13 protein-coding genes are annotated in these 15583 nt (G+C 62.8%); 3 read left to right on the top strand and 10 right to left on the bottom strand.

Annotated features, from left to right (window positions below):
• Window positions 1–120: 120 nt before the first annotated feature.
• Entirely contained in the window at window positions 121–1047 is a 927-nt protein-coding gene (gene argF / locus YH63_RS05890) for an ornithine carbamoyltransferase (protein WP_046828409.1), read from the bottom strand.
• A complete protein-coding gene (locus tag YH63_RS05895) occupies window positions 1047–2267 on the bottom strand; it encodes an aspartate aminotransferase family protein (protein ID WP_046828408.1) in 1221 nt (406 codons plus the stop codon). The genes argF and YH63_RS05895 overlap by 1 nt, the downstream gene beginning before the upstream one ends.
• 553 nt (window positions 2268–2820) lie before the next feature.
• Between YH63_RS05895 and YH63_RS05900 the strand changes: the two genes are divergently transcribed.
• Window positions 2821–3330, top strand: coding sequence for a GcrA family cell cycle regulator (locus YH63_RS05900; protein WP_046828407.1), 510 nt, complete (start codon window positions 2821–2823; stop codon window positions 3328–3330).
• A gap of 203 nt (window positions 3331–3533) precedes the next feature.
• Here YH63_RS05900 and YH63_RS05905 read toward each other — a convergent pair whose 3' ends face one another.
• The 5 genes from YH63_RS05905 to YH63_RS05925 form a co-directional block, all read right to left on the bottom strand.
• The gene (locus YH63_RS05905; protein WP_046828406.1) at window positions 3534–4838 is read right to left on the bottom strand and encodes an ATP-binding protein; all 1305 of its coding nucleotides are present in this window, start codon (window positions 4836–4838) and stop codon (window positions 3534–3536) included.
• Window positions 4839–4865: 27 nt separating this feature from the next.
• On the bottom strand, window positions 4866–5921 hold the full coding sequence (locus YH63_RS05910; protein WP_046828405.1) for a lysylphosphatidylglycerol synthase domain-containing protein: 1056 nt from the start codon (window positions 5919–5921) through the stop codon (window positions 4866–4868).
• Window positions 5922–6077: 156 nt separating this feature from the next.
• Entirely contained in the window at window positions 6078–6593 is a 516-nt protein-coding gene (locus YH63_RS05915) for a DinB family protein (protein WP_170978735.1), read from the bottom strand.
• Between the two features lie 12 nt (window positions 6594–6605).
• The gene (locus YH63_RS05920; RefSeq protein ID WP_046828403.1) at window positions 6606–6905 is read right to left on the bottom strand and encodes a hypothetical protein; all 300 of its coding nucleotides are present in this window, start codon (window positions 6903–6905) and stop codon (window positions 6606–6608) included.
• A gap of 207 nt (window positions 6906–7112) precedes the next feature.
• Complete coding sequence (locus YH63_RS05925; protein WP_046828402.1) at window positions 7113–8507, bottom strand: OmpA family protein; 1395 nt, start codon at window positions 8505–8507, stop codon at window positions 7113–7115.
• Between the two features lie 201 nt (window positions 8508–8708).
• Here YH63_RS05925 and YH63_RS05930 point away from each other — a divergent pair, with 201 nt between their 5' ends.
• Both YH63_RS05930 and YH63_RS05935 read left to right on the top strand, forming a co-directional pair.
• Window positions 8709–9767 (top strand): polysaccharide deacetylase family protein, encoded by a 1059-nt coding sequence (locus YH63_RS05930; protein WP_046828401.1) that lies wholly within the window; start codon window positions 8709–8711, stop codon window positions 9765–9767.
• A 221-nt stretch (window positions 9768–9988) separates the two neighbouring features.
• Entirely contained in the window at window positions 9989–10792 is an 804-nt protein-coding gene (locus YH63_RS05935; RefSeq protein ID WP_046828400.1) for an SDR family oxidoreductase, read from the top strand.
• A 170-nt stretch (window positions 10793–10962) separates the two neighbouring features.
• On the opposite strand, the gene boxA is transcribed toward YH63_RS05935, so the two are convergent.
• The 3 genes from boxA to boxC form a co-directional block, all read right to left on the bottom strand.
• On the bottom strand, window positions 10963–12171 hold the full coding sequence (boxA, locus tag YH63_RS05940; protein ID WP_046828399.1) for a benzoyl-CoA 2,3-epoxidase subunit BoxA: 1209 nt from the start codon (window positions 12169–12171) through the stop codon (window positions 10963–10965).
• A gap of 12 nt (window positions 12172–12183) precedes the next feature.
• A complete protein-coding gene (gene boxB, locus YH63_RS05945; protein WP_046828398.1) occupies window positions 12184–13629 on the bottom strand; it encodes a benzoyl-CoA 2,3-epoxidase subunit BoxB in 1446 nt (481 codons plus the stop codon).
• 92 nt (window positions 13630–13721) lie between these two features.
• Window positions 13722–15410, bottom strand: a complete 1689-nt coding sequence (boxC, locus tag YH63_RS05950; RefSeq protein ID WP_046828397.1) for a 2,3-epoxybenzoyl-CoA dihydrolase — start codon at window positions 15408–15410, stop codon at window positions 13722–13724.
• Window positions 15411–15583 lie beyond the last annotated feature (173 nt).

Here is a 15583-nt window from a genome sequence, read left to right on the forward strand (position 1 = left end):
CCATATAGGGTGCTTCGTTCCGCAAAAAAGGGAGCGGATCGGGAACAGTGACTTCCGGCCGAAGCGCGCGGAAAGGCTGCAAATAAGCACCCGGGATGAGGTCACGGAAACCGAAAATACCTAGCCAATCGCGTGCAGGCACCAGGCCAGAATGCCCTTCTGCGCGTGCATGCGATTTTCCGCCTCGTCGAACACCACCGACTGCGGGCCGTCGATCACCTCATCGGTAACTTCGTCGCCGCGATGCGCCGGCAGGCAATGCATGAAAATGGCGCCGGGATTGGCCAGTGACATCAGCTTGGCATTGACCTGATAGGGCTTCAGCAGGTTGTGCCGGTGTTCGCCATCCTTGTCGCCCATCGACACCCAGGTGTCGGTGACGATGCAATCTGCACCGCGCACCATTTCTTCGGCCTTGGTGCCGAGCACGATCGGCGCACCCGTGGTCTTGATCCAGTCTTTCAGCAGCTTGTTCGGCGCCAGTTCCGGCGGCGTCGCGACACGCAGATTGAAACCGAACCGCTCCGCGGCATGCGCCCACGACGCCAGCACGTTGTTGTCGTCGCCGGTCCACGCCACGGTGCGTCCCTTGATCGGGCCGAGATGTTCTTCGAACGTCATGACGTCAGCCATCACCTGACAGGGATGCGAGCGCCGGGTCAGTCCGTTGATCACAGGCACGGTCGCATGAGCCGCAAGCTCGGTCAGCGCCTCGTGGTTGAGAATCCGGATCATGATGGCATCGACGAAACGCGACAGCACCCGCGCGGTATCGGCGATGGTTTCGCCGCGCCCAAGCTGCATTTCAGCGCCGGTCAGCATGATGGCTTCGCCGCCGAGCTGGCGCATGCCGACATCGAACGACACGCGGGTGCGCGTTGACGGCTTGTCGAAGATCATGGCCAGCGTCTTGCCATCAAGCGGCTTGCTGGACATATCGCCGGCCTTGCGCTTGTTCTTCATCGCCACGCTGGCGTCGAGGATCGCACGCAACTCCTTGGTGGGCACGTCAAACAGATCGAGGAAATGTCGGGGGGACGTCGTCATTATACCGCCTCGCGCCGCGCCGACGTCCGCGTGAACTTCGTGCAGACGCGCTCGATGCGCGACACTGCATCATCGATCTCCGCCTCGGAGACAATCAGCGGCGGCAGCAGCCGCACGACGTTTTCACCGGCTCCGACTGTGAGCAGTTTCTCATCGCGCAGCGCGCCGACGAGATCACCCGCCGGGATCACGGCCTTGAGGCCGATCAGCAGGCCTTCGCCACGTACTTCATCGACCACGTCGGGATAGCGATCGACGATCGATGCGAGCTTCTGTTTCAGCACCAGCGACGAGCGCTGAACGCTCTCAAAGAACTTCGGCGCCAGCATCACATCGAGCACGGCGTTACCTGCCGCCACAGCGAGCAGATTGCCGCCGAAGGTCGAGCCGTGCGTGCCCGGCGTCATGCCGGCTGCAGCGTCGACAGTGGCAAGGCATGCGCCCATCGGAAATCCGCCGCCAAGCGCCTTCGCCAGACCCATGATGTCAGGCGTGACGCCGGTCCATTCATGGGCGAACAGTTTACCGGTGCGGCCCATGCCGGTCTGCACTTCGTCGAACACCAGAACGAGCTTGTTGTCGTCGCAGAGCTGTCGCAGCGCGCGGAAGAACGCAGGATTAGCCGCACGCACGCCGCCTTCACCCTGCCAGGGCTCGATCAGGATGCCTGCGGTATGCGGACCGATTGCCTTCTTGGTCGCTTCGAGATCGCCGAGCGGCACCTGGTCGAAGCCTTCAACACGCGGCCCGAAACCTTCGAGATATTTCTGCTGGCCGCCCGCGGCGAGTGTCGCGAGCGTGCGCCCGTGGAACGCACCTTCAAACGTAATGAGCCGGTAACGGTCCGGCCGGCCATTCACCGCCTGAAACTTGCGCGCCATCTTGATGCACGCTTCCATCGCTTCCGCGCCGGAGTTGCAGAAGAACGCCACGTCGGCGAAGCTTGCATCACACAGCCGCGTCGCCAGCCGCTCGCCTTCCGGAATCGTGAAAAGATTCGAGACATGCCACAGCTTCGCGGCCTGCTCCTGCACGGCGGCGACCAGATGCGGATGGGCATGACCAAGGGCATTCACCGCGACACCGCTGGTGAAATCGAGATAGCGGTCGCCATTGGTCGCGATCAGCCAAGGGCCCTCACCGCGCTCGAAAGCGACATCGGCGCGGGCAAAAACCGGCAACATGTGAGAGTCGAGATGCGGTTTGGCTGTGTGGCTCATGGCGACCTGATCGAGGTATGGGCCAACAGCATCGCGATCGCGTCAGCGCTTGTCGCTCAGTTGCCTGCCCCGGAAACGAAACGTGCCGCCCGAAAAGGCGGCACGTGGCGGTTATTCTATTGGTGAGAGGTGTGGTGTCAATCCACGCCCGCTCTTCCGGACCTCAAACGAGCGCTCGTTTGTCGCAGCGATAAGCGAAAAACCAGCATTTTCCGACCTGTTCCAGCGCCTCGGCACCCATCCCGGGCAGGAAAACGCCATTTGCAGGCGACGCACAATGACCGAATTTATTTGCTTTCTAGCCGGAACATGTGGACGCGCAACGGCCGACTCTTGCGCGTGAGTCACGGCATATTGTAGCATTCCTGACGTTGGGTACGACATCTCGTGCGGCAGTTCTGATCCTCGCTTGTCTTCGGTACGGCGTAAACGCCCGGTCGCTTTTCATGCAACCGGCGAGGGCTAAGGGATTCTGCCGACAGGGATTTTGGACGGTTTGCAATCGCGACGCCGCGTCAAAAATGGCCGGCGCGATACCAAAAGGAAGTGTGCGATGACGGTAATGAGCTGGACCGACGATCGCGTTGAGCAGTTGAAGAAGCTTTGGGAAGCCGGACTTTCGGCAAGCCAGATCGCCGCTGAACTCGGAAACATCACCCGCAACGCCGTGATCGGCAAGGTGCACCGGCTGGGCTTGTCCGGCCGCGCCAAGAGTCCGTCCTCGGCGGCGCCACGGCAGCGCAAGGCGGCGCGGCCCGCGCAGCACATGATGCGGATCAGCCGCCCGGTGTCGCGCGGCAACACCGCGCTCGCGCACGCGTTTGACGTCGAGGCCGAACCCGATCCGATCGCGTACGACAACGTGGTGCCGATGAGCCAGCGGTTGAGCCTGCTGGAACTGAATGAAAGCACCTGCCATTGGCCGGTCGGCGATCCGGGCAGCGCGGACTTCTTTTTCTGCGGAGGCAAGGCGCTCAACAGTCTGCCTTACTGCGCGCATCACTCGCGCGTCGCCTATCAGCCTGCGAGCGACCGGCGCCGCACCTCGCGGCCGTCAAAGTAGGCGAAAGCTCAACGCTTCGAGCAACATACAACGCGAAAAAGCCTCATCGAACCGATGAGGCTTTTTTGTTGCGAAGTGGCGGCGAACTTCGATGCAAATGGCGGCTTTGTGAACGTACGGCGAAATGGCGGCTGCGCCATCTGCTCTTCTAGACGGGCATGATCCTGTCCGAAAACCGGTTCCCACTTTTCGGGATCATGCCCCTATTCCTTCGCCGCTGCCGTCGCAGACTTGGTCGCCGGGAAGCATGCGGTGAAGGTCGCACCGTGTCCGAACACGCTCTCGATCAGCAGCCGTCCGCGATGACGAATGAGGATATGCCTGACCAGTGACAGACCGAGGCCGGTGCCGCCCTGCGCACGGCTGTCGCCGGCATCGACGCGATAGAACCGCTCGGTCAACCGGGGCAGATGCTCGGGCGGAATGCCGGGACCGAAATCGCGCACCGCGAAACGGACCTCACCGGCCGCATCATCCGGCACAGGCTCGGTCAGCGACACCATCACGCGACCGCCGGTTGCACCGTACTTGAGGCCATTTTCGATCAGGTTCTCAAACACCCGCAGCAACTCTTCAGTATCGCCCGCGATCAGCACAGGCGCCGGCGGCAGTTCGATCTCGATGGCGACCTGCCGTTCGCTCGCCAGCGGCTCGAGGCCGTCGATCACTTGACGCACTAACGGCACGACATCGACCAGCTTCTCGGGACGCACATGCGCACTCAGTTCGACCCGCGACAGCGACAGGAGATCGTCGATCAGTCGCGCCATGCGCGTCGCCTGTGTGTGCATGATGCCGAGGAAGCGCTCACGCGCTTTCGGGTCCTCGCGCGCCGGGCCTTGCAGGGTGTCGATGAAACCCGACAGCGCCGCCAGCGGGGTGCGCAATTCGTGACTCGCATTGGCGACGAAGTCGGCGCGCATTTCCTCGACCCGGCGCAGCGGGGTCTGGTCGTGGAACGTCATCAGGATGCAATATTCGCTGCCGCCGAACGCGGTCGGCAGCGACAACGGCGTCACGATCAGTTCCATCCAGCGATCGATCGGAACGTGATCGACATAGCTGGCGCGCTGCGGCTGGCGGGTGGCGATGGCCTCGCGAAGTGCGGCGATAATCTCGGGCGAGCGCAGCGCGAACAGCGCCAGCTCGTTCTTGCGCAAGGCCGGCGCCAACTGTCCCGCAGCAGTATTGAAATGCAGCACGCGTCCGGCGCGATCGAGCAGCACCGCCGCGTCCGGCATTCCGCCCACCAGCGCCTGAACTACCGGCGTTTCAGCGGGCCGCGCGCCGATCATGTCTTCGCTGGTGGGGACAGACTGATGCAGATGCCACGGCACCAACGCCGCGCCAGCAATCACAATGAATATCAACCCGGCCTGGGGCAACGTCAGGCCGCCGAACACCACCGACGCGGCGAGGCCAAGTGCGGTCGCGATCAGGATGATCGCCGACCGCCGCAACCGATCCGGCCACGGCGCGAAGCCTGAATTCGGGGATGTCACCGCCATGCGCCGTACCTGTTTCGCGAGCGCGTATTACGCGACCGGAGATCCCGATCCGCGAGCCGATCCCGGGGTGGGCTTCGCGGCTTCGTCGAGCCTTTGCAGCGCTGCGGTGACCCGCTTCGCCCGAACACCGACGATAAGCTCCCGAAGCGAGAGCAAGATGACAGAAAGCATGAACGGAACGAGATAGTACAGCACCCGGAACAGCAGCATGCCGGCCAGCAGCTCTTCCCGGTCGAACTGGAACAGGCCGACCAGCATCGCGGCATCGAACACGCCGAGTCCGCCCGGCGAATGGCTGGCAAAGCCGAGCAGCGTCGCCGACACGAAGATCACCGCGACGACGACGAAACCGACATGGGGCTCGTCGGGAACGAGGATGTACATCGCCAGCGCGCAGAAGCCGAGATCGACGATGCCGATCACGATCTGCAGCAACGTCAGCGGTCCGCCGGGAAGAGTGACGGTCCAGCTGCCGCGGCCGACTTCCCGCGGTTTCATCCAGACCCACGCCACATAGGCCGTCAACCCGATGAGAATGCAGACCGCCGCGGCGCGATTGAGCCAGACCGGCAGCTTGTCGATGGAAGCGGCCGCCTCCGGATGATAGGCGACGCCGAGGCCCAGCACCGCGGCGTTGCCGAGCCAAAACGTCAATCCGGCGAGAAAGCAGACCTTGGCGACATCGACCGCCGAAAGGCCCCAGGCGGAGTAGACGCGGTAGCGCACCACGCCGCCGGTGAAGACGCTGGCGCCGACATTATGGCCGATGGAATAGCTGGTGAAACCGGCGAAGGCGGCAACCCGGTACGGAACATCGTTGCGACCGATCGCGCGCAACGCAAACAGGTCATAGAACGTCAGCGTGAAATAGCCGGCGGCGACGCAAAGCCCGGCCAGCGCAACGGTGCGGATTTCGGTTTCGCGCAATGCTTCATAGAGGTCATCGACGTCGAGACCCTGAAGCATGTGATAGAGGATGTAGCAGGCGGTCGCGATAATCGCGATGCTGATCGCAACACCAAGCTTGTGCAGGATTTGCTTCTCGCGCATGTACGCGATGGCCCCGCGAAGTGTCTCCAGCATCCAGACCTCAAAATTCGATCAATCGCACCAGAAAGATGTCCTAGCAGACCGGCCGTGCAACCGCGAGGCCGGCAACGCGGATTTGAACCCCTTCACGGGTCCGGAATACCATTAACAATACCGTTTCCTTCCGTACCGCAATGCGTCGCGAAGGTGTCAGGCCGATGACGCCGCTTCGGCCTGCTCACGCTGGAAAAACAGCAGGTCCAGTTCGGTGGCCGGCTGCCCGAGCCCTGTCAAAAGCGCATGAGTCTGACCACGGTGGTGGGTCTGGTGATTGAACCAGTGCGCCAGGGCAGGCGCCAGTTGCTGCACGAACTGTTCGGGGCCGGAGACGCGGCGATAGGAAATCGTTCCCGCAATCCGCGCATCGTCAAGACCATCGGCATAGGCCACGATCCGGGCGTCCTCCGCCGCACGGGCGGCACGAAGCGCATCGAAGGCCTCGAACAGGATCGCATCGAGCCGGTCCGGGGCATCGCCTTCGCCGGTAAACCGCTTCATCCATATGCGATCGGTAACCAGCAGATGATTCAGCGTGCCATGGACGGACTTGAAGAAGGCGCCGCGATCCGCCCTGTACTGCGTTTCATCGAGACGCGCCGCGGCATCGTACAGCCGGGCGTTCGCCCACGCATTGTAGTGACCCAGCATCCGGAAATGTGACGCCAGGCCGTTCACGCGTCAGCCGCCGGCCGGCGTATGACGCGAGACCACGAGGTGGCGCAACCACGAGCCGACGGCACAGCCGGCGACGTAGGCCGCCAGCATCACGAGACCGAGGTCCAGCCAGTAGCCGAAGCGGCCCGGCGCCAGATGAAACACCGAGGCCAGAACCAGTCCCGCGATCAGCACCACGACCTTGCGCAGCGTGACCGTCGTCCAGCCTTGTCCGCGATGCACGACGGCGATCCATCCCATCGCGAGACCGGCTACGCCTGATGCCAGCAACCAGCCCCAGTTGAATGTCGCAAGGTAGATCATGCGCGCGATCCTTCAGCGCTCACCGAGAAAGGCATGTGCGCCTCCCCACATGCAGCGTCGTCCCGGCGAAGGCCGGGACCCAGACTCCCTGTGGGCCGATGTCATGCGAGGACGGCGCAACTGCTTTCACCGAGAGCCCGGTGGTTATGGGTCCCGGCCTTCGCCGGGACGACATCGAGAGCTTTGCTTTTGAGGCGATGATCATGCTCATTTCACCACGAAATCGATGCGCCGGTTCTTGGCCTTGCCTTCGTCGGTATCATTGGCGGCGACCGGTTGCGAACTGCCGTAGCCTACCGCTTTCAGCCTGTCCGTCGGCAGACCAGCCTTGATCAGATAGTCCGCCACCGCCTGCGCGCGCTTCTCGGACAGCGCGACGTTGCCATTGGTGTCGCCGTCGCTGTCGGTATGGCCGGCGACTTCGATGTTCGCGGTCGGACAGCGCAGCGCCGTCTCGATGAGCTTGTCGAGAAGCCCCATGGAATCCTTGTCGATGGTCGCACGGCCGGAGTCGAACCTGATTTTGGCCTTGCCCAGCAGTTCGAAAAACAGCTGCTGGCAAACCGTGGGATCGACCGCGCTCGCCACCGGCTTGACGGAGACCTCGGCTTTCGCGGTCCAGCCCTGCGGCAACTCGCCGCCGATGCCGCCGCGGATCTGGTCCGCCGCGACCGCGTAAAGCGCATCTCCCGACAGCTTCACTTCGCGATCCGAGATCACCAGCGAGCCGGTCGAGACCCGCGACAGCGCGCCGAGCCCGGCCACCACCGCGTTCTGGAATCCCTGCGGCGCGCCGACGCTGGCCTTGAGATTGTCCACCAGCTTCTCGGAGAAGAACTTGCGGCCGACCGTTGCGACGATGGCCGCGTGCACGGCGTTGTCCGGCACGTAACCGGCGAGCGTGACCGTATTCGCCACCGGGTCCTTGTTCGCCTGGAAGACGTAAGGCGGCGCCTTGATCGCATTCTCCTTCACCGAAAACCCTTCGGGCAGGTTCTTCAGCGCGGCCAGGATCGCTTCGCGGCTGCCGATTTCGCGCGCCATACCGGTCAGGCTGACGCTGGTGTCGCTGAGCGTGATCTTGCCGTCCTTGAGCTTGCCGACCTGATCGATCAACAGCAGCGCGGCGTTGTCGAACCGCGGCGGCGCGCCCCGCGCCATCGTCATTCTGTCCGAAATCTCGGTACCCTTGAGCGACGCGCGGGCCGCCTCCATCAGTTTGGCCTTGATCGCCGGTAACGGCGTGTTGCCACTGAGCGTCACGCGCACCACGTCGCGCTCGATCGACCAGGCAAACGGTTTGGCTTCGGGGATCAGGCTGGTGTTGTCGTTGACCAGCCGCACGCCGGTGACGGCCTCGACCTGCGACGCCGCGCTGCGCCGGCCCTCCTCCGAAAACGCATCCGCCGACAGTTTGACGTCACGGCCGGACACCGCGATCCGGGTCTTGTCGAGCACCGTATCCTTCAGAGCACGGGTCGAGCGCGCGGCAAGGTCCGCCTCGAGAGGCGCGGTACCGGTCCAGATCGCAGCGATCCACAGAAGCACCAGGGGAATCAACCCTGGCCACCATTTACGTGCCCAACTCGCTAAGCGGCTCATCCCGGACCTTTACCTGACAGAATGCAGACAAAACAAACCCTTGCCGAGGTGTCAAACTGGAAATGAACGCGGCTGCGGTGTCCCGGGCGCAGGCCGGTTTCCAGCCAATGACGGCCGTTTCAGCCATCCGGATAACCGTTTGTTCAACCGTTTCTGCCACATCTCGGAGCCGGATCCTTCGGGATCGCCCGGGCCATCGCCATGAAGCAGCTTCGCAATAACGTCATTCGCGCCGGCCTCGACGCGCTGTACTTCACCGGCGCGCACCATGTGCTGCGGCCGATCCTGGCGGGCGTCGGCACCATCTTCATGCTGCATCACGTCCGCCCGGCCCGCGACGATATGTTCCAGCCCAACCGGCATCTCGAAATCACGCCGGACTTTCTGCGCGAGGTGCTGTCGCATGTGCGCGCGCTCGGCGTGGATATCGTTTCCATGGACGAAGCACACCGCCGAATGAGGGAGCGCGACTTCGCCCGCCGCTTCGCCTGCTTTACGTTCGACGACGGCTATCGCGACAACCGCGACCACGCGCTGCCGGTGATGCGCGACCAGAATGCACCGTTCACGGTCTACGTCGCCAGCGATTTCGCCGAGGGCAACGGCCGGCTGTGGTGGGTGGCGCTGGAGCGCGCCATCGCCAGGGCCGGCATTGTAGAAATAACGCGAGACGGCGCAGTGCAGCGGCTTGACGCAGGCGATACCGCCGCCAAGCAGCAGGCGTTCAACCAGATCCACGACTGGCTGCGCACGCTCCCTGACGATACGCAAGTCCAGCGCGCCGTGAGCGAGCTGTGTGCGCGGCACGGCGTCGACGATACGGCGATCGTACGCGAGTTGTGCATGTCATGGCCCGAACTGCGGTCCTTCGCCGCCGACCCGCTGGTGACCATCGGCGCGCATACCGTCAGCCATTGCAACCTGGCGCGGGACAGCGAGGCTGATGCTTTGCGCGAGATGCGCATCAGCCGCGAACGGATCGAAAGCCAGTTGCAGAAGCCCGCGCAGCACTTTGCATATCCCTACGGCGACAGGACCGCCGCCGCGGCACGCGAATTCGCCATGGCGCGCGAACTTGGATTCGCAACCGCCGTGACCACGCGTCCCGGCATGGTGTTCGCCGAGAACGCCGAACATCTCACCGCGCTGCCGCGCATTTCGCTGAACGGCAACTACCAGAACACGCGTTTCCTGTCGGTGCTGACGTCGGGTGCCGCCACCGCGATGTGGAACGGCTTCCGCCGGGTGGATGCAGCGTAATACGCAGCATCTCGAAATCGTCATCTTGAGGTGCGAGCTTTTGCGAGCCTCGAAGGATGGCGGGTCATGAAACGTCATCGCCCTTCGAGGTCTCTGCTTCGCCACGGCACCTCTGGGTGACGGCGCCTTTTGGACGTTTCAAACAGATTCACATTCCGGCCATTCCTTGACACCGCTCTTGCTGCTGGCGCTATATCGCCGCCAAAGCAACAGGAGGCATCATGTTCAAGGATCTGTTTTCACTGAAAGGCCGCGTCGCGGTCGTCACCGGCGGTTCGCGCGGCATCGGCAAGATGATTGCCTCGGGCTTTCTCGCGCAAGGCGCGGCGAAGGTCTACATCACCGCGCGCAAGGCCGGCCCCTGCGAGGAAACCGCCAAGGAACTCACCGCCGCCTATGACGGCGAGTGCATCGCGCTGCCGATCGACATGTCCACCGTCGCCGGTTGCGAAAAGCTGGCCGCAGAGTTGATGAAGCGCGAGCCGAAGATCGATATTCTCGTCAACAACGCAGGCGCGGCCTGGGGCGCGGCCTTCGACGAATTCCCGGAAGCCGGCTGGGACAAGGTGATGAACCTGAATGTGAAGTCGCTGTTCTTCCTGACCAAGGCGCTGGCCAAGCCACTGCGCGCGGCCGCGACGAAGGACAAGCCCGGCAAGGTCATCAACATCGCGTCGATCGACGGCCTGTCCGTCAATCCGCTCGAGACCTATTCCTATCAGGCGAGCAAGGCGGCGGTGATCCATCTCACGCGCCGCATGGCGGCGAAGCTGATCCACGACAACATCAATGTCACCGCGATCTGCCCCGGCGCATTCGAGTCCGACATGAACACGGCGGCGCGCGACCACGGCGACGCGGTCGCGAAGGCGATCCCGTCAAAGCGCATCGGCACGCCGGAAGACATGGCCGGAATTGCGATTTATCTCGCTTCGCGCGCGGGCGACTATGTCGTCGGCAACTCGATCGCGGTCGACGGCGGCATCGTTTATGCGAATCTCAGCCTGCCGGTGGCGGGGGAGTAATAGAAACACGCGACTATTACGGTATCGTCCCCGCGAAAGCGGGGACCCACCACCGTTGACGGGTGTCGCGGGAAATGTCCGGCGAGACGACCGTCAGCCATGCTAACTTCAAGAGTCTGGGTCCCCGCTTGCGCGGGGACGACGAGTTAGGCATCGTCGCCGCACAGGATTCAATACGTCTCGACGTGATAGCGGCCGCTCTCGCGCATCGCAGGCTTCAGCGCAGCCCAGTCGATCGAGGCTGAGCGGCAGGCGTCCGCAAAGGCTTCATCGACGCCGCTCTCCATGCCCTTCAGCCCGCAGATATAAACGTGGGTCTTGTCGTCGCGCAGCAGCGTGGCGATCTGCGCCATCTCAGAGCGGATGCGATCCTGCACATAGACGCGCGGCTGATCCGGCACGCGCGAGTAACAGAAGTATTTGCCGAGCAGTTTTTCAGGCACCTTTTGCAGCGGCCCGAAATACGGCAGTTCCTCCGGACGACGCGCGCCGAAGAACAGCAGCAGCCGGCCCGCCGCATCGGGCATCGCGCGGCGCCGCCGCTCGGTAAAACCGCGGAATGGCGCCGAGCCCGTGCCGGTACAGATCATGATGATGTTTGCCGCGGGATCGTCCGGCATCAGGAAGGTCGCGCCGAACGGCCCGGTGATTTCCAGCTTCGCGCCGCGCGGCAGATCGCAGAGATAGTTCGAGCAGACGCCCTTGTCTTCGCGCTTCACGGTCAGCGCGAGGTTGTTGGTGTTGGGCTTCTCGCCGCCGCGTGGGCTCGCCACCGAATAGAGCCGTGCAACATGCGGCTTGCCGTTCGCGTCGGTGCCGGGCGTAACGATGCCGATGCTCTGGCCCTCCAGCACCGGAAATTTCTGGTCGCCCAAATCCAGAATGATGTGACGCACGTCGGAATCAGCATTGGCGTCGGTCAGGCGGAAGTTTCCGGTGACCGTCGCGGTCGCTGGCTTCGAACGATTGTAGAGATTGACCGTCGGCTTGCTGGCGGAATGCGGCGCGACCGGCTTGCCGCCGAGGCCCTTGCGGGCCTCTTCGAGCAACCGTGAGACTTCATCCTCCAGCGCCTCGACCGTGCCGCCCTCGCCCGATGCCGCCGCAGCGACCTCTTCCTGTTTCGGCAGTTCTTCCCACGAGAACTGTTCTTCGAGCGAATAGGCTTTCGTCACCACGCGCCAGTTGTCGATCGACCCCGTGGGACACGGCGAAATGCAGTCCATGCAGTGATTGCATATGCTCGCATCGACGACGTAGTTGTTGCCGTCATGCGTCACCGCATCGACCGGACATGTCTCTTCGCAAGTGTTGCAGCGAATGCAGATTTCCGGGTCGATGAGATGTTGCTTCAGCAGTTCCTGCGTCGGCGCGTTCATAGGCTTCGTCCGTTACGCCGCGATCTTCACGTATTCGAAGTCGCCGGGCTTGTTGTCGATGCCCACCTTGGGCGGAGCGATCCAGTTCGCGAACTTGCCCGGCTCCGAGACCGGCTCCATCAGCGACGAAATGAAATCACCGTCCGCCGTCGAGGGCAGATAGTCGTTCTTGATCTTGGCCCATTCGGCGTCGCTGACGATGACGCCTTTCGGCGTGGCATTGACGTCCTTGAATTCGCCGATCTGGCGATGGAACGCGGTGTGCGGCAGTTCGAGCCGGAAGTTGACGCCGGTCTTCTCGATGACCTTGTTCCAGCGCTCGACGCCCTTTTCGCAGTCCAGCGTGTAATCGTCGCGCAGCCGCATGTTGAGCGCGGTCAGCGCCGGCTCGTCCACCAGCGTGATCTTGCCGTCGACCAGCTTGAGCACCTTGTAGATGTCGTTGGTCAGGCGATGATCGTCGTCGATCTTGGTTTCCTGGAAGCGGCCCTTGAGGCCCGAATTGTAGAAATTCGCGGCGTTGGTCGACACTTCCGAGCCGAACAGATCCAGCGACAGCGAGTAATGCAGATTCATCTTCTTCTGCATGGTCGGCAGATCGATGACGCCAAGCGCACGAACCTTCTCGATCTCGTTGGGGTCTTCGATGCCTGCGGCCTTCATGGCGTCGCAGGTGCGCTGAAGAACCCGACTCACTCCGGTCTCGCCGACGAACATGTGATGGGCTTCTTCGGTCAACATGAAGCGGCAGGTGCGTGACAGCGGATCGAAGCCAGACTGTGCCAGGCTCTCAAGCTGCATCTTGCCGTCGCGATCGGTGAAGAAGGTGAACATGAAGAACGACAGCCAGTCGGGCGTTGCTTCATTGAACGCGCCGAGCATACGCGGCGCATCCTCGTCGCCCGAGCGCCGGCGCAGCAAATCGTCGGCTTCCTCGCGACCGTCGCGGCCGAAATACTTTTGCAGCAGGTAGACCATCGCCCAGAGATGACGGCCTTCCTCGACGTTGACCTGAAACAGGTTGCGCATGTCGTAGAGCGACGGCGCGGTCTTGCCGAGATGGCGCTGCTGCTCGACGGAGGCCGGTTCGGTGTCGCCCTGAATGACGACGAGACGGCGGAGCATCGCGCGATATTCGCCCGGCACTTCCTGCCATGCCTTCTCGCCCTTGTGCTGGCCGAAGTTCACCTGACGTTGCTCGTCCTGCGGCGCGAGCAATACGCCCCAGCGATATTCCGGCATGCGCACGTAATCGAATTTGGCCCAGCCCTTCGGATCGACGCTGATGGCGGTGCGCAGATAGACCAGCGATTCCTGGAAACCTTCCGGCCCCATGTCGTTCCACCAGTCGAGATAACCCGGATGCCAGCCTTCCAGCGCTTTCAGCACCTGACGGTCTTCGGCGAGATTGACGTTGTTCGGGATCTTGGTGGTGTAGTCGACGTTCATGATGTTCATTGTGCTCTCCCTTTAGGAGAGGCGAATAGCGAATGGTGAATGGCGAATAGTTTCTCTTTCTATTCGCTACTCCCTATTCGCTATTCGCCTCCTTAAACCCTCGTCATGTCGAACTGCGCGCGTTCGCCGGTGCCGTAGCGTTGCAGCGCGCCGTTCTCGCCCACCGCATTCGGGCGCTGGAAGATCCAGTTCTGCCATGCGGTGAGGCGCGAGAAGATTTTCGACTCTATGGTTTCGGGCCCGGCAAAGCGCAAATTCGCTTCCATGCCGGTGAGGCTGTCGGGCGAAAAGCTGGTGCGCTCCTCGAAGAACACGCGAACCTCGTCGTCCCAATCGATGTCATCGAGCGCGAACGTCACGAGGCCCAATTCCTCGGCGGCCTCGGCGTCGAGCGCCTCGCCGATTTTCGCCTTTGCGGTGTCGACATCGGACGGATCGGCCTGAAAGCGCGATTCCAGTCGGGTCAGGCCGTGGCTCATCGGATAGGGGCCGAAGTTCGCAGGTGAGAGGATGATCTCAGCGGGCGCGCGGTTATCGCCCTGCTTCTCGCCGATCAGCATGTAGGAGCGGTCGGCCGCGAACACGAGTTCGGCCAGCGTGCCGACAAAGCAGGAGCCAGGCTCGACCAATGTGACCAGCGTGCGTGAGGTGACGTCGATACGCTTGAGCACGCGCTTCCAGTAGTGGCTGATCTCGTTGACCAGCCAGTTGGCCTTGTTGGCCTCCAGGAATGCGTCATAGGCCAAGACCCGCGCGCGTTCGCCGTGGGACTTGAACACCAGCATCGCGATTTCAAGTTCGTTGATACGCAAATGCAGAATGGCGTCGTCCAGTTCACGCGCCACCTGCAGCGGCCAGAAATCCGCGCCCTGCGCCGTGAGCCCAGCAACATCGGCGGGCGGATCGTTGTCCGGCGCCTTGATCGAGATGGTGGCGATGCGCCCGGCGCGATTGAGATCGACGCTGACGAAACCATAGCGAATGCCGTCCTCGGTGAAGCTACGCTGCAGCGGCTTGAGCGTAACGCCCTGCCCTTCACCCGCGCGCTTCGACTGGCCGGCGAATTCCTTGGCGCGGTCCGCGACCTTGGCTTCGAGCTTCGAGTTGGACACGATCTCGTCCACCAGCCGCCATTGCACGGCGCGCTTGCCCTTGATGCCTTCCTCGATGGTGCAGAAGAAATCGGCGTGATCGCGGCGCACCTTGCGCTTGTCGACCACGCGCGTCAGCCCGCCGGTGCCGGGCAGCACCGCCAGCAGCGGCACTTCGGGGAGTGCGACAGCAGCAGCGCCGTCGTCCGCCATGATGATGTGATCGGCGGCAAGTGCCAGTTCGTAACCGCCGCCGGCCGCGGTGCCGTTGACGACGCAGATGAAGCGCTGGCCGGAATTCTCCGACGAGTCCTCGATGCCGTTGCGGGTCTCGTTGGTGAATTTGCAGAAATTCACTTTGTGCGCGTGGGTCGAGCCCGCGAGCATGCGGATATTGGCGCCGGCGCAGAACACGCGGTTCTTCCCCGAGCGCAGCAGCACCACCTTCACGTTTGGATGCTCGAAGCGCAGCCGCTGCACGGCGTCCGCCAGTTCGATATCGACGCCGAGGTCATAGGAGTTCAGCTTGAGCAGATAGCCTTCGAACAGGCCGCCGTTCTCGTCGACATCCATGGTCAGCGTGGCGACATCGCCCGTCACATCGAGCTTCCAGTGCCGATACTTCGACGGCTCGGTCTGGAAGTCGATGAAGGTCGCGCTGTTGGCGAGTTTTCTGTCCGCTTGGGCCATAGGCCACCCTCGATCCGGCTGAAATCTGAATTATAATGCACAATAGTGCAGCTTTTAGAGCTTGTCCAGCTTTATAATGCAGTCGTCCTGCACTTTTTTGCATATCCCCGTTCTCGTCATTGCCGGGCTTGTCCCGGCCATCCACGTCTTTGGCCACAGCAAGAAGACGTGGA

Source organism: Afipia massiliensis (assembly GCF_001006325.2).
Taxonomy (GTDB): Bacteria; Pseudomonadota; Alphaproteobacteria; order Rhizobiales; family Xanthobacteraceae; genus Afipia; species Afipia massiliensis_A.